Below are 21,252 nucleotides of genomic sequence, written 5' to 3' on the forward strand. Positions count from 1 at the left end.
GGCGGCATGACATTCAACATTGATGTCATGCCGCCATCGCGAGCAAGCTCGGCTCCTACAGTTACAGGCTGTACAGCAGGCATGAAAAAGCCCGGGGCCATTGCTGGCACCGGGCTTTTTACATCTTGCGAACGCTTATTCGCCCAGCACCTGACCTACAGTCGGATCCTTGAACAGGCGAGTCAACGCATCGCTCAACACGTCACTGACCAGCTTGGTGTTGGTTTCCTGGTTCGGCGCCATGCCGAAACGCTGGTCCAGGGACGCGCCGTAACGACCGCTGTAACGACGGTTGGCGTTCTGCACATCGGAGCGGAAGGTCGCGCCGATGGTCGCCTCGGTCACGTACATGCCCTCTTTAGGCGACTGATACTTCAGCTCGGCCAGGGTCACGGTGATTTGCGGTGCGTTTGCCGCATTGGTGGTCGGAGTGAAACCCAGCAGGCGCACAGCGGCTTCGGCCTGAGCCTGCAACTTCGGCAGGATCTGCGCGCCTTGCACGGTAATCGCGCTGGTTTCCGGGTACAAACCGCCACGAGTGCCCAGCGTCGGCGACGGACGTCCGTCCACCACACGCACCACAACAGGCTGACCGTGGCCAACGGGGGCCAGTTGCGCCGTCAGCTTGGGTTCCGGGTTCAGTTGTTGCGGGCTGTGGGCGCAGCCGACCAGCGTCAAGCTGGTCACAGTGATCAAACCGAACAACAGGCGTTGCAACATGCTCTTCTCTCCAGAATCAGGCACAAACAGGCCGGCAGTATAGCGGTGGGCCACTGCGGCTAACTAGGGTCATGCAACGATTACTGAAATCTCTGACAAACCCTCGGGAAAGCGGTTCCTGTCACACATTTTTCACTTGGCATTCACTTGCACGTCACGAGTTGCTGCGAACGTTGTCGGCAATCACCCAAAAGGTATCTCGCCATGCGTTTTCTCGTTTCGTTGTTCGAAGCACGCCCGCAGCACCGCTGCTTCGCCCTGCTCGACCGCAACGGCCATTGCCAGGCATTCAAGCAGTGCAACCTGCAGCCCATGGGCGATGGCTGGGTCGAAATCGAGGAAATCCGCCTCAACTGGCTGCACAAGCCCCTGCCCTCCAGCGCCCGCGTCGTTGCGCGCCAGCGACGCTCGCGGATGCAGCAACTGCTGACCACCTGACCGAACGCCTAACAAAAGTCATAAAACACGACCAATTCCCTGCGTTTCTTAGATACAATCTCCCCCCGATTATAAGGACGTCTCCTGATCGGGCCTCGCAGCACCGTCAATGCCCTGGTATTGACACCCCGCACCGCCCACAGAGAGCCGCCCACACAGATCGAGTGAAGCTGGCGCGCTTGCTGTTCCTCAAGCAAAACCTCCACTTTTCGCGAATCTGCAGAGCTGTCATTACGCTCGGTCACTGAGCTGTTTGCCCGTTTTGCCTGCCATGAGTTCCCTGGCGGCAAAGCATTCGGGCACGGTGCCAGGCAGAGGCAGCCCTTTTTTGAGGTTCACGTCTTCAAAAGAGCGTGAAAAAAACGGGTTTTCACAACTTCACAAGAGTGTGGCGAGCAAATGAATAGTTTTGCGTCTGAACATGCACCATTAGCGTCTAGAACAGCCCAACGACACAGGACCGGGTACGCCTCGAATACCGGAGCCTGAAGCCTGTCCGCTACGGATTTGGTTGCACAAACGGATGTATCGACCATAAGTCGAATTGCCAGCCGCATGTCGAAATGAGTTCATAGACCTCATTAGCCCGGCCGGTAGCGTCCGTCGAAGTTGCAAAAAATTGCGAAGATTCGGACATGGCGATCCTGCCATGGGGACCAGGGGCATCACTGACACGCCCCGGAACGCCTGGCAGCCATGCCGTCAATTTGGTGCTGCAGATTTTGGAGACGCGTTAAATGGCGCATAACGAAGCAGTCGACGTAGTACTGGTTGGGGCCGGCATCATGAGTGCCACCCTTGCAGTGCTGCTCAAAGAGCTCGACCCCGCGATCAAGCTGGAAGTCGTCGAGCTGATGGATTCCGGTGCCGCGGAGAGTTCCAACCCGTGGAACAACGCCGGTACCGGTCACGCCGGCCTGTGCGAGCTGAACTACACGCCGCAGGCTGCCGACGGCACCGTCGACATCAAGAAAGCCGTGCACATCAACACCCAGTTCGAGGTGTCGAAGCAGTTCTGGTCGTACCTGACCAAGAAAGGCACGTTCGGCTCGTGCAAATCGTTCATCAGCCCGGTGCCACACCTGAGCTTCGTGCAGAACGACAGTGGCGTGTCCTTCCTCAAGGAACGCTTCAAGGTGCTGAGCAAGCACCACGCCTTCTCGGACATGGAATACACCGAAGACAAGGCCACCATGGCCGAGTGGATGCCGCTGATGATGCCGGGCCGTCCGGCCGACGAAGTCGTCGCCGCCACCCGCGTGATCAATGGCACCGACGTCAACTTCGGCGCCCTGACCAATCAACTGCTCAAGCACCTGACCAGCGCACCCGATGCCCAGGTCAAGTACTGCAAGCGTGTGACCGGCCTGAAGCGCAACAACGGCGGCTGGACCGTCAGCATCAAGGACGTCAACAGCGGTAGCACCCGTGAAGTCGACGCCAAGTTCGTCTTCCTCGGCGCTGGCGGTGCGGCACTGCCGCTGCTGCAAGCCTCGGGTATCGAAGAAAGCAAAGGCTTCGGCGGTTTCCCGATCAGCGGCCAGTGGCTGCGTTGCGACAACCCGGAAGTGGTCAAGCATCACCAGGCCAAGGTGTACAGCCAGGCTGCCGTGGGTTCGCCACCGATGTCCGTGCCGCACCTGGATACCCGTGTCGTCGAGGGCAAGAAATCCCTGCTGTTCGGGCCATACGCCGGTTTCACCACCAAGTTCCTCAAGCACGGCTCCTTCATGGACCTGCCGCTGTCGGTTCGCGCCGGCAACATCGGCCCGATGCTGTCCGTGGCGAAAAACAACATGGACCTGACCAAGTACCTGGTCAGCGAAGTGATGCAATCGATGGAGCAGCGCCTGGAATCCCTGCGCCGCTTCTACCCGGAGGCGAAAGCTGAAGACTGGCGCCTGGAAGTGGCCGGCCAACGGGTGCAGATCATCAAGAAAGACCCGAAAAAAGGCGGCATCCTGCAGTTCGGTACCGAACTGGTCGCAGCCAAGGACGGTTCCCTTGCCGCCCTGCTCGGCGCTTCGCCAGGTGCATCGGTGACCGTTTCGATCATGCTGGAACTGATCGAGAAATGCTTCCCGAGCCAGGCCAAGGGCGAGTGGGCTGCCAAACTGGCGGAAATCTTCCCGGCTCGCGAGAAAGTCCTGGAAACCGACGCTGCGCTGTATCGCAAGATCAACACGCAGAACAACGTTGCCCTGGAACTGGTTGAAGCCAGCAGCGAGACCGAAAGCTACGCTTGATTCGGCCGTATGAAAAACGCCCCGTCCTCATTGAGGGCGGGGCGTTTTTTATGCCACGAGAAAGATCGCAGCCTCGCTTCGCTCGACAGCTCCTACAGATATAAGCGATCCATTTGTAGGAGCTGTCGAGCGTAGCGAGGCTGCGATCTTTTGATCTTAGCCGCGAACCTTTTCGATCAGCTCGATGTATTCCGGCGCATTGCGCTGATCCTGGATCAGGGCAACGAAGTCATTGCCGTGCTCGTCCTTGCCGTTGACGTCAAAACCCGCTTCGACGAAGAACGTCAGGAAACGCTCGAAATCGTCGATCCGCAGACCACGATAGGCCTTGATCAATTTGTGCAGGGACGGAGAAGTCGCGTCGACCGGTTCGAAATCGAGGAACAACTTGATCTGCTCATCGCCGATCTCGTCACCAATCACTTGTTTCTTATCTTTACGCATTGCCGACTCCAGCTCGCAGACATTTCACGGGCGGGCAGTTTACCCCTGCGCGGGCGCCGGGCTCAACGCGGACGAACAGCGCCGGTGTGCAAGTCGGCCCAAATGTGGCCGTTGGCGTAGCTGAGAAACTGGCAATACACCGTGTCATTGCGCAACAAGTCGATCACCACCCGGTATTGCGCCAACGGGTAATAGAGCGTGAGGGTTTTGGATTTTTCGTCGTAGACCGGTTTTTTCAGGCTTTTGCTTTCGCCATCGAAATTGACCAGCACCTGATTGATCGTCGCGCCCTTGTTCAAGGATTTGCCCTTGAGGCGGACCAATAGCGGCGAAGTGACCGGAATTGGCTGCTGGTTGGACTGGCGCTGACTGCCAACCACCACTGAATATTCGGTGACTTGCAGCAGTTGTTGCTGCTCAGGTTCAGCGTCACGCAGGGTCAGGTCATCCGGCGGCAAGAACTGCCCGTGCATCGGCGCCGGGGCAGCAGCCAATGGCAGGCTGAGGGTCAGCAACAAAGCGGCACAGCTGCGGATCAAAAAACTCATGACAGGCTCCGGAATCGGGGCCGAGCACTCTAGCATGGGCTGGAGGAAGTGGTTCAAGCGCACAGTAACCACTGTGGGAGCGAGCTTGCTCGCGATAGCGTCGGCACATCCGACATCAATGTGTCAGACAGACCGCCATCGCGAGCAAGCTCGCTCCCACAGGGTGAAAATCAATCGAACTGCGCGTGCATCCAGGCCTGATACTCGGCAACACCCGGCTCGCCTTCACGCGGCGCCCAATGGGCCAACTCACCCTCGCCGACTGGACGGTAAGGGCCGGCCTTGCATTCGAACATCAGGCTGTCAGCTTCGAGCACGACCAGGGCATGGAAGACACCGATCGGCAGATCAACGCCAATGCAATCACCGCCAACCTGCAGGACCGTTTTACTCAGCACCGCGCCGGCCTCATCGAAGATCAGCACGCCGAGCCTTCCTTTGAGGACCAACAGGGTTTCAGCCTTGTTCTCGCTCAGGTGACGGTGAGGCTGGATATAGGTTGAAGGCTGCAACCCCACGGCCATTCGATGACACGCATCTTCCATCTGATGGAAGTTATGATTCTGACGCCCACGAGGATTAGCCGCCGCTTTCTCGGCCAACTCGGCAAACAGGGTCTGATCAAGAAAGCTGGGCGTGTTCATCTTCTTACATTCCTTTAACGGCAAAAATCCCGTTGGCGTTGCGCCAGTAGCCCTTGTAGTCCATGCCGTAACCGAAGATGTAACGGTCGATGCATGGCAGACCAACGAAGTCGGCCTTCAGGTCCGGACGGGCCTTGCGGTCGTGGTCCTTGTCGATCAGCACGGCGGTGTGCACTTTACGGGCACCGGCGTGTTTGCAGAAATCGATGATCGCGCCCAGGGTATGACCTTCGTCGAGGATGTCGTCGATGATCAGCACGTCACGGTCGATGAACGACACTTCCGGCTTGGCTTTCCAGAACAGCTCGCCGCCGCTGGTTTCGTTGCGATAACGGGTGGCGTGCAGGTAGGACGCTTCCAGCGGGAACTGCAAATGAGTGAGCAATTTGCCGGCAAAAATCAGCCCGCCGTTCATCACGCAGAACACCACCGGGTTGCTGTCCGCCAGTTCATCGTTGATGTGCGCACCGACGCGAGCGATGGCCGCCTCGACTTCAGCTTCGGTGTACAGGCAGTCAGCCTCTCGCATGATTTGACGGATATGCTCGAGATCAGCGGACATGGCGCTCTCCAAGGGGGGACGGATTCGGAAAAGCGGGCAAAGGTACGCATCCCGAACGGCCAGATCAAGCCTTTGTGGACTAACGTACTCTAATGTCTATAGGACAACACCCTCGGATAGATTAATCTAGGCCGGTTTTTTTGCCCGCCGCCGGAGCCTTTCCCATGCCCATCCTCGAGATCCGCCACCCGCTGATCCGTCATAAACTTGGCCTGATGCGCCGCGCAGACATCAGCACCAAGAATTTCCGTGAGCTCGCTCAGGAAGTCGGTGCCCTGCTGACCTATGAAGCCACCAAAGACCTGCCGCTGGAATCCTACGATATCGAAGGCTGGTGCGGCACTGTGTCGGTCGAGAAAATCGCCGGCAAGAAGATTACCGTGGTACCAATCCTGCGTGCAGGTATCGGCATGCTTGAGGGCGTGCTCAGCCTGATCCCGGGCGCCAAGGTCAGCGCCGTGGGCGTTGCCCGCAACGAAGAAACCCTTCAGGCCCACACGTACCTGGAAAAACTGGTCCCGGAAATCGACGAACGCCTGGCGATGATCATCGACCCGATGCTCGCCACCGGCAGTTCCATGGTTGCCACCATCGACCTGCTGAAAAAAGCCGGCTGCCGCGACATCCGCGCCATGGTGCTGGTCGCCGCCCCGGAAGGCATCGCCGCTGTCGAGAAAGCGCACCCGGACGTGACCATCTACACCGCTTCCATCGATCAAAAACTCAACGAACACGGTTACATCATCCCGGGCCTGGGCGATGCTGGCGACAAGATCTTCGGCACCAAGCAGAAGGACGCGTGAGCATGCAGCAAGAGTTCAACGATCCGCTCTGGCGCACGGTGCTGTCCGGCGCCCAGATGCTGTTCGTGGCCTTCGGCGCCCTGGTGTTGATGCCGCTGATTACCGGCCTCGACCCGAACGTGGCGCTGTTTACCGCAGGTCTTGGGACGATCCTGTTCCAGATCGTCACCGGGCGTCAGGTGCCGGTGTTCCTGGCATCGAGTTTTGCCTTCATCACGCCGATCATTCTCGCCAAGGGCCAGTTCGGCCTCGCCGCGACCATGGGCGGCGTGATGGCGGCCGGTTTCGTCTATACCTTCCTCGGCCTGGCCGTGAAGATCAAAGGTACCGGCTTCATCGATCGCCTGCTGCCACCCGTAGTGATCGGCCCGGTGATCATCTCCATCGGGCTCGCCATGGCGCCGATTGCCGCCAACATGGCGATGGGCAAGGCGGGTGACGGTAGCGAGCTGATTCATTATCAGACCGCGATGCTGATCTCGATGCCCGCGCTGCTGACGACCCTGATCGTCGCGGTGTTCGGCAAAGGCATTTTCCGCCTGGTGCCGATCATCTCCGGCGTGCTGGTGGGTTTTGGCATGGCGTTCTATTTCGGCGTGGTCGACACGGCGAAGATTGCTGCGGCGCCGTGGTTCGCCATCCCGCACTTCACCGCGCCGGAATTCAACTGGCAGGCGATCCTGTTCATCGTTCCGGTAGCCCTGGCCCCGGCCATTGAGCACATCGGCGGCGTGATCGCCGTGGGTAGCGTGACCGGTCGCGATTACCTGAAGAAGCCCGGCCTGCACCGCACCCTGCTTGGTGACGGCATTGCCACCACCGCAGCCGGTCTGTTCGGCGGCCCGCCCAACACCACCTACGCCGAAGTGACTGGCGCGGTGATGCTGACCAAGAACTACAACCCGAAAATCATGACCTGGGCGGCGATCTTCGCCATCAGCCTGGCGTTCGTCGGCAAGTTCGGCGCGCTGCTGCAAAGCATTCCAGTGCCGGTGATGGGCGGGATTCTGTGCCTGTTGTTCGGTTCGATTGCAGCCGTCGGCATGAACACGCTGATCCGCCACAAGATCGATCTGGGCGAGGCGCGCAATCTGGTGATTGTGTCGGTAACCCTGGTGTTCGGGATTGGCGGTGTGCTGGTTGGCACCGGCACCGGTCCGGATGATTTCGGCCTCAAAGGCATTGCACTGTGCGCCGTGGTGGCGATTGCGCTGAACCTGATCCTGCCGGGCAATGACAGCTGGAAGCACAAGAAGGCGGATGAGCCGCTGATCTAAGCCAGCCTCGAGAACGCTATCGCGGGCAAGCCTAGCTCCTACAGGTTTCATGTCGACCACACCCTTGTGGATCGACACAACTTTGTAGGAGCAAGGCTTGCCCGCGATGCTTTTAGAGCATCAACGGCGCTCGCTCGCACAACACACTCAACGCCTGCGCCCAACGCGGATCATCGTTGAGGCACGGCACCAGCACCAACTCTTCGCCCCCCGCCTCGCGGAACTGTTCCAGCCCGCGATCACCAATTTCCTCCAGCGTCTCGATGCAATCGGCGACGAACGCCGGGCACATCACCAAGACCTTCTTCACGCCATTTTTGGCCAGTTCATCGAGGCGTGCCTCGGTGTAGGGTTCAATCCATTTGGCGCGGCCCAGGCGTGACTGAAACGACACCGACCACTTACCGTCCGGCAAGCCCATGCGTTTGGCAAACTCTGCGGCGGTGCGCAGGCACTGGCCGCGATAACAGGTCGCGACCACCTCCGGCGGCGCACCGGCGCAGCAATCGCCACCGCCCTCGAAGCTGTGGCCCGGGTTGAGTTTGGTCAGGTGCCGCTCTGGCAAACCATGGAAACTCAGCAACAGATGATCGTAATCCTGTTGCAGATACGGCTTGGCCGTGGCCACCAAGGCGTCGAGGTATTCCGGCTGATCGTAGAACGGCTGGAGTACCGACAGTTGCACATCGAGTTTTTTCTCGCGCACGACGCGCCTGGCCTCCTCGATCACCGTCGTGGTGGTGCTGTCGGCGAACTGTGGATAAAGCGGCGCCAAGGTGATGCGTTTGTTCCCCGCCGCCACCAGACGCAGCAGCGTCGACTCGATGGACGGCTCGCCGTAACGCATCGCCAGCTCTACAGGCCCGTGCTTCCATTGTGCGGTCATGGCCTGTTGCAGGCGGCGACTCAGCACCACCAGCGGCGAGCCCTCCTCCCACCAGATCGAGGCATAGGCATGGGCCGACTGCTTGGGACGGTTGACCAGGATCAACGACACCAGCAGACGCCGCACCGGCCATGGCAGGTCGATCACGTACGGGTCCATCAGAAACTGATTGAGGTAGCTGCGCACATCCGCCACCGAGGTGGAGGCAGGAGAGCCCAGGTTGACCAGAAGCAACGCGTGATCGGTCATGCAACGTCCTATTTCATAGGCGGCTGGACAGGTCGTCCAGGGCCGCGCGCAAATCAGTGAACTGGAAAGTGAATCCTGCCTGGAGCAAGCGCGCCGGCATGGCCCGCTGGCCACCCAGCAGCAACAACGACAACTCGCCCAGACCGACCTTCAACGCAAAGGCCGGCATCGGCATGAACGCCGGGCGGTGCAAAACGCTGCCCAGGGTTTTGGCAAACTCGCGGTTGCGCACCGGCTTCGGTGCGCAGGCATTATATGGACCGACGGCTTCATTGCGATGCAGAAGAAAATCAATCAGGGCGATTTGATCGTTGATATGGATCCACGGCATCCACTGCCGACCGTTGCCGATCGGCCCGCCCAGCCCCAGTTTGAACGGCAACAGCAGGCGCGACAAAAAGCCGCCCTCGGCCGACAACACCAACCCGGTGCGGATGAGGATCACGCGAATGCCCAAGGTTTCGGCACGCTGTGCGGTCTCTTCCCAGGCGATGCACAACTGGCTGGCGAAATCGTCGATCACCGGGGGCGAGTCCTCGGTCAACTCACGTTCACCGCCGTCGCCGTACCAACCGACCGCCGACCCCGAAATCAAAACCTGCGGTTTTTGCTCACGGCTTTCGAGCCAGGCCAGCAAGGTTTCGGTCAGGGTGATGCGGCTGCTCCACAACAAGGCTTTGCGCTTGTGCGTCCACAGTCGGTCGGCAATAGGCGCGCCAGCCAAGTTGATAATGGCATCGACCGGCTCCTGTCCGATGTCCTCTAGCCGGGCAATGCCTCGCACCTGAGCGCCGCAGACTTTAGTGACTTTTGCCGGCGTGCGACTCCAGACTGTGAGGCGATGGCCCTGACTCAACCAGTGTCGGCAGAGCTGACGTCCTATCAAACCAGTACCGCCGGTCAGCAATATGTGCATGACTTCTTCCTCGCGTGGCGTTTTACCCTGATGACTAGTCTATTTTTATAAGCAAGGGATCTTTGATATCGGGCAGGCTCTGTGTTTAACAATAGGCCAAGCTGTCGGAACGAGAACGCTAAAAGTTATACCAAAAAACAATATTGTACAGGTTTCAACCCCGGCGTAGTCTGTACAGAAAGGTAAACGAGGCCCTTATGACTGTACCTATCGCAATCATCGGCACCGGCATCGCCGGACTCTCAGCCGCACAAGCCCTGACTGAGCTGGGGCATGTCGTGCAACTTTTTGACAAAAGCCGCGGCAGTGGCGGACGCATGTCGAGCAAGCGCAGCGATGCGGGAGCGCTGGACATGGGCGCGCAATATTTCACCGCCCGCGACCGCCGCTTCGTCACCGAAGTGCAGCGCTGGCAAGCCAACGGCTGGGTGGCCGAATGGACGCCGCAGCTGTACACCTTCCATGGTGGCCAACTCAGCCTGTCGCCGGACGAACAGACCCGTTGGGTCGGCACGCCGCGCATGAGCGCCATCACCCGCGCCCTGCTTGGTGACCTCGAAGTGCATTTCGCCTGTCGGATCACCGAGGTCTATCGCGGTGAAGAACACTGGCATCTGCAGGATGCCGAAGGCTTCACCCATGGGCCGTTCAGTCACGTCGTGATCGCCACGCCGGCTCCGCAAGCCACCGCGCTGCTGGCCTCCGCACCCAAGCTCGCCGGGGCCGCCGCCGGGGTGAAAATGGACCCCACCTGGGCCGTGGCGCTGGCGTTCGAAACCCCACTGGATACACCCATGGAAGGTTGCTTCGTGCAAGACAGCCCGCTGGACTGGCTGGCACGCAACCGCAGCAAACCCGGCCGCGACAACACCCTCGACACCTGGGTGCTGCACGCCACCAGCGCCTGGAGCCGCCAGCACATCGACCTGCCAAAAGAAGCGGTGATCGAACAGTTGCACGGTGCGTTCGCCGAAATGCTGCACGACTCGATGCCCGCACCGACCTTCAGTCTCGCCCATCGCTGGCTCTATGCCCGCCCTGCCATCAGCCATGAATGGGGAACCCTGGCCGATGCGGATCTGGGCCTGTATGCGTGTGGCGACTGGTGCCTGTCGGGACGTGTCGAAGGCGCTTGGCTCAGCGGCCAGGAAGCCGCCCGCCGCCTGCATGAGCACCTGCAGTGACCGGCATCAATCCGCTGCTGTCGACCCGGACAGCAGCCCGACAAAAAACCTATACATAAAATTTGACTTGTATAGCTTCGAATCTAAGATCAAGTTATGTTGTACAGCTGATGCTCTGTACAGATTTTGATTCGAGGTGCCTTCCATGCCGCTGCTCACCACCAAACCGAAAATCGCCATCAGCGCCTGCCTGATGGGGGCCGAGGTGCGCTACAACGGCGGGCACAAGGCTTCGCAACTGTGCAGCCGCATCCTTACCGATTACTTCGATTTCGTGCCGGTCTGCCCGGAAGTCGCCATCGGCCTGGGCATTCCGCGCCAGCCGATACGGCTGGTGGGTGATCCGGATCAGCCCGACGCCGTCGGCACGGTTGATCACAAGCTCAACGTCACCCGGCCACTGGCCGCCTACGGTCGACAAATGGCGGCGGAACTGGACGATATCTGCGGCTACATCTTCATGCAGAAATCCCCGTCCTGTGGCCTGGAGCGGGTCAAGGTCTACCATGCCAACGGCGCACCGGTCGATGGCGGTGGCCAAGGCATCTATGCCCGTGCCTTCTGCGACTTGCATCCTGATTTGCCGGTGGAAGAAGACGGCCGGCTCAACGACCCGGTGCTGCGGGAAAACTTCCTCACCCGCGTTTTCGCCTACGGCGCCTGGCAGCAATTGCTGCAACAAGGCTTGAGCCGTCGCGGCCTCACGGATTTCCATTCGCGCTACAAGTACCTGTTGATGGCCCACAACCCAGTGCAATACAAAACCCTGGGCGCACTGCTGGGCAATATGCGCGACACCGATCCGCAGGAACTTGGCCCACGTTATTTCAGTGAGCTGATGGCCGCCCTGAAAAAGTGCGCCACACGGCGCACCCACACTAATGTCCTGCAGCACATCAGCGGTTATCTCAAACAGGCAATCAGCGCTGAAGACAAACAGGAAGTGCAGCACGTCATCGGCCAGTACCGTCACGGCATCGTGCCGCTGGTGGTGCCACTGACCCTGCTCAAGCATCACTTTCGCCAACATCCGGATCCGTACATTGCGCAGCAGGTCTACCTGCAACCGCACCCGGAGAATCTCAGCCTGCGAAACGCAATCTGATGAAAGCCGCACTCGACAGCAGCGCCGGCGAAGACCTGGGCAGCGACTTCAAGAAAGCGCTCGATGAAGGCTGGCTGCCCATTCGCGAAGTGGCCCGCCAGACTGGCGTCAACGCCATCACCTTGCGCGCCTGGGAACGGCGCTATGGCCTGATCGTGCCGCAGCGCACACCCAAGGGCCATCGACTGTTCTCGGCCGAGCATGTGCAACGCATCCTGACGATCCTCACCTGGCTCAACCGCGGCGTCGCCGTCAGCCAGGTCAAGCAACTGCTCGACACCCCGCAAGCCTTTGGCGAACAGGTCGAAAATGACTGGCACCCGCAGCGTCAGGCATTGCTCCAGGCGGTCATGCAATTGAACGAGCGAACGCTGGACGATAGCGTCAACCAGGTCATGGCGCTGTACCCGCCGCGAACCTTGTGTGAACAACTTCTGCTGCCACTCCTGGCCGAACTGGAACAACGCTGGCAGGGCCAATTCGGCGCACAGCTGGAACGTGTGTTTTTTTATTCCTGGCTTCGCAGCAAATTCGGCGCACGTATCTACCATAACAACCGTCAGCTACACACCGCGCCACTGCTGTTGATCAACCACTCGGACCTGCCACTGGAACCTCACCTGTGGCTCTGCGCCTGGCTGATCAGCAGCGCCGATTGCCCGGTGGAAGTATTCGACTGGCCACTGCCCGTCGGCGAACTGGCGCTGGCGGTCGATCACCTGCAACCCCGTGGCGTACTGCTGTATTCCAGCAAAGCCATAAACCTTTTGCAGCTGGCGAAACTTTTCAAAGGCCTCAGTTGCCCAAAAATGATCGTCGGACCAACGGTGCGCATTCACCACATCGAGTTGTCCGTCAAAACTTCAGAAATTGCTGATCTGTTCCTGGCCGAAGACCCATTGTCGGCTCAGCAGATCCTGGTTCAGTGCGGGCTTGTTTAATGTGGGCATCAACATGCAATTGATCTGGCTGCGCAGTGATCTGCGCGTACACGACAACACCGCCCTCTCGGCCGCCGCAGCGGTTGGCCCGTGTGTGGCGGTGTTTCTGTTGAGTCCGCAACAATGGCTGGAACACGACGACGCCCCGTGCAAAGTCGATTTCTGGCTGCGCAACCTCCATGAACTGAAGCATGCGTTGGGCGAGGTGAACATTCCCCTGTTGATCCGCGAGGCACCGCACTGGGATGAAGCGCCGAAAGTGCTGTTGGATCTTTGTCGCGCGCTGAACATCGAGGCCGTGCACTTCAATGAGGAATACGGCATCCACGAAAGCCGCAGGGATGCAGCAGTGGCCGAAACACTGAATGCTCAGGACATCGGCGTTCATAGCTATTTCGATCAGTTGCTGTTCAAGCCGGGCAGCGTGCTGACCAGAACCGGCACGTACTTTCAGGTCTTCAGCCAGTTCCGCAAGGTCTGCTACGAACGCTTGCACCGGTCACTGCCACGTCTTGTCAGCGCTCCGATGAAGCAAGCGCCGCTGAGCATCGCCAGTGATGAAGTCCCGACCCGGATCAAAGGTTTCGCCCCACCCACCGACAACCTTCGCGCACTGTGGCCGGCCGGGGAAGCCGAAGCCCGGCGTCGCCTCGACACCTTCGTCGACGCCCAGATCGACTACTACCAAAGCGAGCGGGATTTCCCGGCGAAACCTGGCACCAGCCAACTCTCGGCCTACCTCGCCGCCGGGGTGATTTCCCCACGCCAGTGCTTGCACGCCGCACTGCAAAGCAATCAGGGTGAATTCGAGAGCGGCAAGGTTGGTGCCGTGACCTGGATCAATGAACTGCTGTGGCGCGAGTTCTATAAACACATTTTGGTGGGCTATCCAAAAGTGTCGAGGCACCGTGCTTTTCGCCCGGAAACCGAGCCCCTGGCCTGGCGCGACGCACCCGAGGAACTCGCTGCCTGGCAGCAGGCCCGTACCGGTTTGCCGATTATCGACGCGGCCATGCGCCAACTGCTCGAAACCGGCTGGATGCACAATCGTTTGCGCATGGTGGTGGCGATGTTCCTGACCAAAAACCTGTTGATCGACTGGCGTGAGGGCGAACGCTTCTTCATGCGTCACCTGATCGATGGCGACCTCGCGGCAAACAATGGCGGCTGGCAATGGAGTTCATCCACCGGTACTGACTCGGCGCCCTACTTCCGGATCTTCAATCCCTTGAGTCAGTCGGAAAAGTTCGATGCCGAAGGCGTGTTCATCAAACATTGGTTGCCGGAACTGGCCGGGCTGAACAAAAAACAAGTGCACAACCCGGCACATCTCGGCGACTTGTTCGGCGCGCCGGACTATCCACCACCCATCGTCGATCTGAACTCCTCCCGCGCGCGGGCCCTTGCGGCCTTCAAGAATTTGCCGTCACGACAGAGCGCCGGAGGCGAACATGAGTAGTTTCCTTTACGTGGCGCGTTACCAGCGGTTTTTTATTACCGCAGAAATGCTCTATGAACCTCTACAGTTACGGGGCCAGACAATTGTCGGGCTGAAAAGGAGAACGGGATGAGTCTTACGCCTCCACGAAGGTACTGGCTGACCGGAGCGAGCAATGGCATTGGCGCCGCACTGGCAGAAGAAATACTGAAAACCGGCGCGCACCTGGCCGTCAGTTCACGTTCAGCGGCACCACTGAAAGCCTTGTCCCAACGTTATCCCGGGCAAGTGCTGGTGCTGGCGGGCGACCTGACCAACAGCCAGTCCGTACGTGAAATTGGCGAACAGATTGCCGAGGACTGGGGCTCGCTGGACACGGTGATTCTCAATGCCGGCACCTGTGAATACGTGGATGCCAAACAGATCGATGCCTCGATCGTCGAACACGTGGTGCGCACCAATCTGCTTGCCAGCAGCTATTGTGTCGAAGCCGCGCTGCCGTTGCTGCGAGCCGGTATCGCACCGCATCTGGTCGGCATGGCGAGCTCGGTGACTTATCTGCCATTGCCCCGCGCAGAGGCCAATGGCCGTTCGCGAGCCGGCCTGCGCTACCTGTTCGAGTCCATGCGCATCGATGTGGCTTCGGAAGGCATCGAGGTCACCGTGGTCAGTCCCGGCGCTGTTGACACTCCACTGCCGGCAAAAGATGAAATGTCGATGCCTATGAACTGGCCGGCGGATAAAGCGGCGCGACATATCTTCGCGAAACTGGGAAGCCGTCCGCTGGAGATCACGTTTGCGGGAATGTTCATGGCGGCCCTGTGGCCGATGCCGGATTTTCCTGACCGGGTGGAACCGACGCTCGGTTCACGCAGCAGCCCGCCGATAGAGGACTAGCCGCGGGCATTGAGCGTCCGTCAGTGCTTTCACACAGCACTGGCCGACTGCCTTACACTGCGCGCCATGAAAACCATTCCCCACACACAAATCGCTGAGCCGGCAGTCACCTGCTCGACTTGCGCAGCCTGCTGCTGCCAACTCGAAGTCATGCTGATCACCGACACGGGCGTGCCCGAGCGGTACATCGATACCGACGATTGGGGCGGGGAAGTCATGCTGCGCCTGGATGACGGCTGGTGTGCCGCGCTGGATCGCGACACGATGATGTGCACCATCTACGAAAAACGCCCGTTGATTTGCCGGGAGTTCGAGATGGGCGCGCCTGAATGCATAGATGAGCGCCAAGGGATTTCGACGGCGTATCGCTAAACCTGAAACCAGCTTGTCTCCTGTAGGAGCGAGCCTGCTCGCGATGGCGGTTTCAGACTCAACATTGATGTTGACTGACAGGCCGTTATCGCGAGCAGGCTCACTCCCACAGGGTTTTTGGCAACTTGTTGAAGTAGTGGTGCTTACAACGGCATCGTGTAATGCAACGCGTAACTCTCTACCCCGTTGTTTGGGCTGCTGATCCCGGCATTGGAATAGTGAGTTGCACGAATCCCGACTTCATGTCCGCCCGCAAAGCGCAGGCCAACACCAAAACGGTCTTCGAACTGAAACGAACTTCCGAGATCGTTGTTTTCGATTTCGGTGTCGGAAAACAACGCCACGCCAACCCCAAGCTCTACATAAGGTTTTACGTTCTGGCCGGCAAACTCGTAAACCAGCACGGGTGAGAACGACAGGCTGTTGTTGCCGGAGGTCTTGTCACCCTCCCAATAGGTGTAAGCACCGCTCCAATAACCGGTCAATCGACCGACGTCGGTCTGCCACCAACTTTGATCCCAATCGAATTGCAAGCCCAGGCGATAAGTCATGGTCGACTCGCCGGTCTGACCGACCGCGAATTCCACGCCTGCCGCCTGTGCAGTGAAACTGTGCCCCATCAACGCAGCCGCAATCGCGGCCAAACAGAATAGTCGCTTCATTAGAAACTTCCTTTTCCGAACGATTTCGTTTGGTATTTTTGTTGCTCGACACTCACAGCTATAGAAGTCGGCGATTTATCAGAAGTTCACCCCGATTTTTAAAAACCCCAGCAAGAGTTGACTACCCTTCGAAGCTTCGCACAACCCCAGCGTTATTCCACAATATCGGCAATATATTTGCGAAATGAACCGGATCGGCACTGCTCCAGAACTGCGCAGGGCGAGCAGGCCCATCGGCGAGCAATTCACGCTCGGCCAAAAGGCGCTGAAGTTGACGAGCGACCGCGGCGCCGGTGTCGATCAGGCTGATGTCATCGGGGATCATCTGCTTGAGCAGCGGCTTGAGGAAAGGGTAATGGGTGCAGCCCAGGATGATGGTGTCAGCGCCTGCGCCGAGCAGCGGCCCGACGTAACTTTCGAGCAACCGGCGCAGCGCAGGACTGTGCAGATCGCCGTTTTCAATCAGCTCGACCAACCCGGGGCAAGGCTGGGTGATGACTCGCACATCCGTGGCGAACCGGTCGAGCAGCGCCGCGAACTTGGCGCTCTGTAACGTGCCGGTGGTGGCCAGCACGCCGACCACGCCACTGCGAGTTGCGGCGGCGGCCGGTTTGACTGCCGGCTCCATGCCGACGATGGGCCATTCGGGGTAATCGCGGCGCAAGTCGGCAACGCCTGCAACCGTTGCCGTGTTGCAGGCCAACACCAAGGCCTTGGCGCCCTGACGATGAAAAAAATCGGCCATCACGCTGCAGCGCTGCTGGATAAATTCCGGGGTTTTCTCGCCGTAGGGAATGTTCCCGCAATCGGCGACGTACAGAAGCGATTCGTTGGGCAATAAACGCTGGATCTCGGCCAGCACCGAAAGCCCACCGACGCCGGAGTCGAACACGCCGATCGGCGCTTCACGCATGCTTTGGCCCACAAACGCTGCATTTCGGATCACGCTTGACTCGCAGCTCACGGAAACGCGAGCCCAACGCATCGATCAGCAACAGGCGCCCCACCAGCGGCTCGCCGAACCCGGCCAGCAGCTTCAGCGCTTCGAGCGCTTGCAAACTGCCGACCAACCCCACCAACGGACCGACTACACCGGCCTCGCTGCAGGTCAACTCGGCTTCGCTGCCGTGCCCGTATAAACAGTGGTAGCACGGGCTCTCAGCACGGCGCGGGTCGAACACCGACAACTGCCCTTCAAGACGAATCGCCGCACCGCTGACCAGCGGCTTGCCCGCACCCACGCACGCAGCGTTGACCGCTTCACGGGTGGAGAAATTGTCGGAACAATCGAGAGCCAGATCCACCCCGGCCACGGCAGCGGCCAATGAGTCTTCATCCAGCGCCGCGCGATGGGCGACCAGTTGAATCTCGGGGTTTATGGCGGTCAGGCGCTTGATCGCCGAATCGACCTTGGTCATGCCGACGCTGTCGGTGTCGTGGATGATCTGGCGTTGCAGGTTGGTCAGATCGACCGTGTCAAAGTCCGCCAGATGCAACTCGCCAACGCCCGCTGCCGCCAGATAAAGCGCCACCGGGGCACCGAGTCCGCCAAGACCGACGATCAGCACACGGCTTTCTTTCAATCGCAACTGACCGTCGATATCGATGTGCTGCAACAGAATCTGCCGGCTGTAGCGCAGCAATTCCTGGTCATTCAGCATGGCAAGCGTCCCAGACTGATGCGTTGATGGCCGCCCAGATCGGTGCGGCTGTGGACTTCTCCAAAGCCGCGGGTCAGCAGCAGATCGCGCACCGCCTCGGCCTGATCGTAACCGTGTTCGAGCATCAGCCAGCCACCGGCCTCAAGATGATCCGGCGCCTGGGCGACGATCAACCGCAGATCGTCGAGCCCATCGACGCCTGCCACCAGGGCGCTGGCCGGTTCGAAGCGCACGTCACCTTCCACCAGGTGTGGATCGGTGGCAGCGATGTACGGCGGATTGCTGATGATCAGTTGAAAACGCTGACCTTCCAGTGCGCTGAACCAGTGACTGCTCAGCACCGTGGCGTTGTTCAGATGCAGACGCTGGCGATTGCGCTCGGCCAGGGCCACGGCTTCCAGCACGCGGTCCACGGCAGTGACTTTCCACGCCGGACGTTCGCTGGCCAGGGCCAGAGCGATGGCGCCGCTGCCGGTGCCCAGATCAAGTACTTTTGCGGGCGTGGCAGGCAGCAGTTCAAGCGCGGCCTCCACCAGCAACTCGGTGTCCGGGCGCGGAATCAGTGTGTGCGGCGCTACTTCCAGATCGAGCTTCCAGAACCCTTGCTGCCCCAGAATGTAGGCCACCGGCTCACCGCCGCGACGGCGCTGCAAATACTCGGCGAAAGTCAGCGCCGCTTCGCTCGGCACGATGCGCTCCGGCCAGGTGTGCAAAAAGCTGCGGGACTTGCCCAACGCCGCCGCCAGCAACAATTCGGCATCCAGACGCGCCGTGGGCGAGTCGGGCAAATCGGCGGCGCGCAACAAACTGGCAATGATCGTCATTTACTCACCTATCGCCGCAAGTTGATCGGCCTGGTACTCGGCCAACAACGGCTCGATCACCGCATCGACGCCACCGGCGAGGATTTCGTCGAGCGAATACAGCGTCAGGTTGACCCGATGGTCGGTGACCCGGCCCTGGGCAAAGTTGTAAGTGCGAATCCGCTCGGAGCGATCACCGGAACCCACCAGCAATTTACGCTCGCTGGCGATGGCATTGGCTGCGGCGCTGGTTTGCTGGTCGTTGAGTTTGGCCGACAGCCAGGACATCGCACGAGCACGGTTTTTGTGCTGCGAACGCTCTTCCTGGCACTCGACGACGATGCCGGACGGCAAGTGCGTGATGCGAATCGCCGAGTCGGTTTTGTTCACGTGCTGACCACCAGCACCGGAGGAGCGGTAGGTGTCGACCCGCAAGTCCGCCGGGTTGATTTCGATCGCTTCCTGCTCGTCCGGCTCGGGCAATACCGCCACGGTGCAAGCCGAGGTGTGGATACGACCCTGTGATTCTGTCGCTGGAACCCGTTGCACGCGGTGTGCACCGGACTCGAATTTCAGCTTGCCGTAGACGTTGTCGCCTTCAACCCGGGCGATGACTTCTTTATAGCCGCCGTGCTCACCCTCGTTTTCCGAGAGAATCTCCACGCGCCAGCCACGACGCTCGGCGTAGCGCGAATACATGCGGAACAAGTCGCCGGAGAAAATCGCCGCTTCGTCACCACCGGTGCCGGCGCGGATTTCGAGGAACACGTTGCGTCCGTCGTTCGGGTCCTTGGGCAGCAGCATGCGTTGCAGGCTGGCTTCCAGTTCGACCAGGCGCTCCTTGGCTTCGCGGACTTCTTCCACGGCCATCTCGCGCATGTCCGGGTCGCTGTCCTTGAGCAGTGCCTGGGCGCCTTCGAGGTCGCCTTGCACTTTGAGCAGCTGTTTATAGGTTTCGACGATCGGCTCGACTTCCGCGTATTCCTTGGAATAAGTGCGGAATTTGTTCTGATCGGAAATGACCTCGCCATCGCCAAGCAGGGCGGTCAATTCCTCGAAACGGTCCTGGAGGATGTCCAGCTTATTGAGCAGTGACGCTTTCATTGCGGTTTCTTATCCGAAAAGCTTTCCGATGAGCCCTCATTGAGGGCAAAGAGTTCCTGGGCCATCGCCAGCGCATCGAGGCGACCTTCGGCAGAGAGCTTTTTCAACTGCACGCTCGGTGCGTGCAACAGTTTGTTGGTCAGGCCACGCGCCAATTGCACCAGCACGTCTTCGGCGCTGCTGCCGTTGGCCAGCAGGCGCTGGGCTTTTTGCAGCTCTTCGTCACGCAGGCGTTCGCTCTGTTGACGATAGGCCTTGAGCACGTCGACCGCCGCCAATTCGCGCAGGCGGACCATGAAGTCTTCGGCGCCGACCGAGACCATCTCTTCAGCGGCCTGCGCAGCGCCTTGCCGGCTCTTGAGGTTCTCGGCGACCACTTCGTGGAGATCGTCGACGCTGTAAAGGTAAACGTCGTCCAACTCGCCGACTTCAGGCTCGATGTCGCGCGGAACGGCGATATCGACCATGAAGATCGGCTTGTGCTTGCGCAGCTTCAGCGCACTTTCCACCGCGCCTTTGCCGAGGATCGGCAATTGGCTGGCGGTGGAGCTGATGACGATGTCGCTGCGTACCAGTTCCGCCGGGATGTCCGACAACAAAACCGCATGGGCGCCGAACTGTTCAGCCAAAGTGCTGGCGCGCTCCAGCGTGCGGTTGGCAACCACGATGCGCTTGACGCCGAGGTCGTGCAGATGGCGGGCGACCAGGGTGATGGTCTCGCCGGCGCCGATCAACAAGGCCTGACTGCGCTGCAAATCGCTGAAAATCTGTTTCGCCAGGCTGACCGCGGCAAATGCCACGGACACCGGATTTTCACCAATGGCGGTGTCGGTGCGCACTTGCTTGGCGGCATTGAACGTGGCCTGGAACAAGCGCCCGAGCAATGGCCCGATGGTCCCGGCTTCGCGTGCCACGGCATACGCGGATTTCATCTGCCCGAGAATCTGCGGCTCGCCCAACACCAGCGAGTCGAGCCCGGAGGCGACGCGCATCATGTGACGAACTGCCGCATCATCTTCGTGCACATAAGCGCTTTGGCGCAGCTCTTCGAGGCTCAAATGATGATATTCGGCCAGCCAGCGCAGCACGATATCCGCCGACAGGTGATCCTGTTCTATATAGAGTTCACTGCGATTGCAGGTGGAGAGGATCGCAGCTTCGCGGCTGTCGGTGAGTCGGCAGAGCTGCTGCAAGGCCTCAACCAGCTGCTCAGGGGTAAAGGCCACGCGCTCGCGGACGTCTACTGAAGCAGTCTTGTGGTTAATACCGAGTGCAAGGAAGGCCATTCAAAGTCGCTGGTGGTGACGTGAAGCCGGCAATTGTCCTACTTCGTCAGATCGAGAACAACTACT

23 protein-coding genes are annotated in these 21,252 nt (G+C 59.8%); 10 read left to right on the forward strand and 13 right to left on the reverse strand.

The annotated features are described in order from the left end of the window. Positions 1-135 precede the first annotated feature (135 nt). Positions 136-720: a YajG family lipoprotein gene (locus tag ACM110_RS29125; protein WP_095152868.1), complete on the reverse strand. Its 585-nt coding sequence runs from the start codon at positions 718-720 to the stop codon at positions 136-138. A 204-nt stretch (positions 721-924) separates the two neighbouring features. Here ACM110_RS29125 and ACM110_RS29130 point away from each other — a divergent pair, with 204 nt between their 5' ends. Together ACM110_RS29130 and mqo are read left to right on the forward strand one after the other, a co-directional pair. Continuing rightward, on the forward strand, positions 925-1,158 hold the full coding sequence (locus tag ACM110_RS29130) for a hypothetical protein (protein ID WP_416130510.1): 234 nt from the start codon (positions 925-927) through the stop codon (positions 1,156-1,158). Positions 1,159-1,895: 737 nt separating this feature from the next. Beyond that, on the forward strand, positions 1,896-3,404 hold the full coding sequence (mqo, locus tag ACM110_RS29135; RefSeq protein ID WP_416130511.1) for a malate dehydrogenase (quinone): 1,509 nt from the start codon (positions 1,896-1,898) through the stop codon (positions 3,402-3,404). A 156-nt stretch (positions 3,405-3,560) separates the two neighbouring features. Here mqo and ACM110_RS29140 read toward each other — a convergent pair whose 3' ends face one another. The 4 genes from ACM110_RS29140 to ACM110_RS29155 form a co-directional block, all read right to left on the reverse strand. Continuing rightward, complete coding sequence (locus ACM110_RS29140; RefSeq protein WP_416130512.1) at positions 3,561-3,848, reverse strand: PA4642 family protein; 288 nt, start codon at positions 3,846-3,848, stop codon at positions 3,561-3,563. Between the two features lie 62 nt (positions 3,849-3,910). Continuing rightward, the gene (locus ACM110_RS29145) at positions 3,911-4,396 is read right to left on the reverse strand and encodes a hypothetical protein (RefSeq protein WP_416130513.1); all 486 of its coding nucleotides are present in this window, start codon (positions 4,394-4,396) and stop codon (positions 3,911-3,913) included. A 170-nt stretch (positions 4,397-4,566) separates the two neighbouring features. After that, positions 4,567-5,040, reverse strand: coding sequence for a WbuC family cupin fold metalloprotein (locus ACM110_RS29150; protein WP_416130514.1), 474 nt, complete (start codon positions 5,038-5,040; stop codon positions 4,567-4,569). Positions 5,041-5,044: 4 nt separating this feature from the next. Beyond that, positions 5,045-5,602 carry a hypoxanthine-guanine phosphoribosyltransferase gene (locus ACM110_RS29155; protein WP_008060214.1) on the reverse strand — a complete coding sequence of 186 codons (558 nt, stop codon included), beginning with the start codon at positions 5,600-5,602 and terminating at the stop codon, positions 5,045-5,047. 164 nt (positions 5,603-5,766) lie between these two features. Between ACM110_RS29155 and upp the strand changes: the two genes are divergently transcribed. Beyond that, positions 5,767-6,405, forward strand: coding sequence for a uracil phosphoribosyltransferase (gene upp, locus ACM110_RS29160; RefSeq protein ID WP_150704774.1), 639 nt, complete (start codon positions 5,767-5,769; stop codon positions 6,403-6,405). A 2-nt stretch (positions 6,406-6,407) separates the two neighbouring features. Further along, complete coding sequence (locus ACM110_RS29165; RefSeq protein WP_338582995.1) at positions 6,408-7,682, forward strand: uracil-xanthine permease family protein; 1,275 nt, start codon at positions 6,408-6,410, stop codon at positions 7,680-7,682. A 112-nt stretch (positions 7,683-7,794) separates the two neighbouring features. Here ACM110_RS29165 and hemH read toward each other — a convergent pair whose 3' ends face one another. After that, positions 7,795-8,817, reverse strand: a complete 1,023-nt coding sequence (gene hemH, locus ACM110_RS29170; protein ID WP_416130515.1) for a ferrochelatase — start codon at positions 8,815-8,817, stop codon at positions 7,795-7,797. A gap of 13 nt (positions 8,818-8,830) precedes the next feature. Further along, complete coding sequence (locus ACM110_RS29175) at positions 8,831-9,733, reverse strand: TIGR01777 family oxidoreductase (RefSeq protein WP_416130516.1); 903 nt, start codon at positions 9,731-9,733, stop codon at positions 8,831-8,833. A 197-nt stretch (positions 9,734-9,930) separates the two neighbouring features. On the opposite strand from ACM110_RS29175, the gene ACM110_RS29180 reads away from it, so the two are divergent. From ACM110_RS29180 to ACM110_RS29205, 6 genes are all read left to right on the forward strand, one after another. After that, positions 9,931-10,917: an NAD(P)/FAD-dependent oxidoreductase gene (locus ACM110_RS29180; RefSeq protein ID WP_416130517.1), complete on the forward strand. Its 987-nt coding sequence runs from the start codon at positions 9,931-9,933 to the stop codon at positions 10,915-10,917. A gap of 145 nt (positions 10,918-11,062) precedes the next feature. After that, on the forward strand, positions 11,063-12,022 hold the full coding sequence (locus ACM110_RS29185) for a YbgA family protein (RefSeq protein WP_416130518.1): 960 nt from the start codon (positions 11,063-11,065) through the stop codon (positions 12,020-12,022). Beyond that, entirely contained in the window at positions 12,022-12,963 is a 942-nt protein-coding gene (locus ACM110_RS29190) for a MerR family transcriptional regulator (RefSeq protein ID WP_416130519.1), read from the forward strand. The genes ACM110_RS29185 and ACM110_RS29190 overlap by 1 nt, the downstream gene beginning before the upstream one ends. Before the next feature lie 13 nt (positions 12,964-12,976). Continuing rightward, positions 12,977-14,422: a deoxyribodipyrimidine photo-lyase gene (gene phrB / locus ACM110_RS29195; RefSeq protein WP_416130520.1), complete on the forward strand. Its 1,446-nt coding sequence runs from the start codon at positions 12,977-12,979 to the stop codon at positions 14,420-14,422. A 108-nt stretch (positions 14,423-14,530) separates the two neighbouring features. Then, complete coding sequence (locus ACM110_RS29200) at positions 14,531-15,298, forward strand: SDR family NAD(P)-dependent oxidoreductase (protein ID WP_416130521.1); 768 nt, start codon at positions 14,531-14,533, stop codon at positions 15,296-15,298. A gap of 66 nt (positions 15,299-15,364) precedes the next feature. After that, complete coding sequence (locus ACM110_RS29205; protein ID WP_338583007.1) at positions 15,365-15,670, forward strand: YkgJ family cysteine cluster protein; 306 nt, start codon at positions 15,365-15,367, stop codon at positions 15,668-15,670. Between the two features lie 143 nt (positions 15,671-15,813). On the opposite strand, the gene ACM110_RS29210 is transcribed toward ACM110_RS29205, so the two are convergent. From ACM110_RS29210 to hemA, 6 genes are all read right to left on the reverse strand, one after another. Then, on the reverse strand, positions 15,814-16,332 hold the full coding sequence (locus ACM110_RS29210; RefSeq protein WP_416130522.1) for an acyloxyacyl hydrolase: 519 nt from the start codon (positions 16,330-16,332) through the stop codon (positions 15,814-15,816). A 121-nt stretch (positions 16,333-16,453) separates the two neighbouring features. Then, on the reverse strand, positions 16,454-17,245 hold the full coding sequence (gene murI, locus ACM110_RS29215; RefSeq protein ID WP_416130523.1) for a glutamate racemase: 792 nt from the start codon (positions 17,243-17,245) through the stop codon (positions 16,454-16,456). Continuing rightward, entirely contained in the window at positions 17,238-17,993 is a 756-nt protein-coding gene (locus tag ACM110_RS29220) for a molybdopterin-synthase adenylyltransferase MoeB (RefSeq protein WP_416130524.1), read from the reverse strand. Before ACM110_RS29220 ends, murI begins: the two co-directional genes overlap by 8 nt. Next, positions 17,987-18,817, reverse strand: coding sequence for a peptide chain release factor N(5)-glutamine methyltransferase (gene prmC, locus ACM110_RS29225; RefSeq protein WP_416130525.1), 831 nt, complete (start codon positions 18,815-18,817; stop codon positions 17,987-17,989). Before prmC ends, ACM110_RS29220 begins: the two co-directional genes overlap by 7 nt. After that, positions 18,818-19,900, reverse strand: a complete 1,083-nt coding sequence (prfA, locus tag ACM110_RS29230) for a peptide chain release factor 1 (RefSeq protein WP_338583014.1) — start codon at positions 19,898-19,900, stop codon at positions 18,818-18,820. It lies immediately after the preceding gene. Then, positions 19,897-21,186 carry a glutamyl-tRNA reductase gene (hemA, locus tag ACM110_RS29235; protein ID WP_416130526.1) on the reverse strand — a complete coding sequence of 430 codons (1,290 nt, stop codon included), beginning with the start codon at positions 21,184-21,186 and terminating at the stop codon, positions 19,897-19,899. The genes prfA and hemA overlap by 4 nt, the downstream gene beginning before the upstream one ends. Positions 21,187-21,252: the final 66 nt, after the last annotated feature.

It is taken from the genome of Pseudomonas sp. NFX98 (assembly GCF_047784845.1).
Lineage (GTDB): Bacteria > Pseudomonadota > Gammaproteobacteria > Pseudomonadales > Pseudomonadaceae > Aquipseudomonas.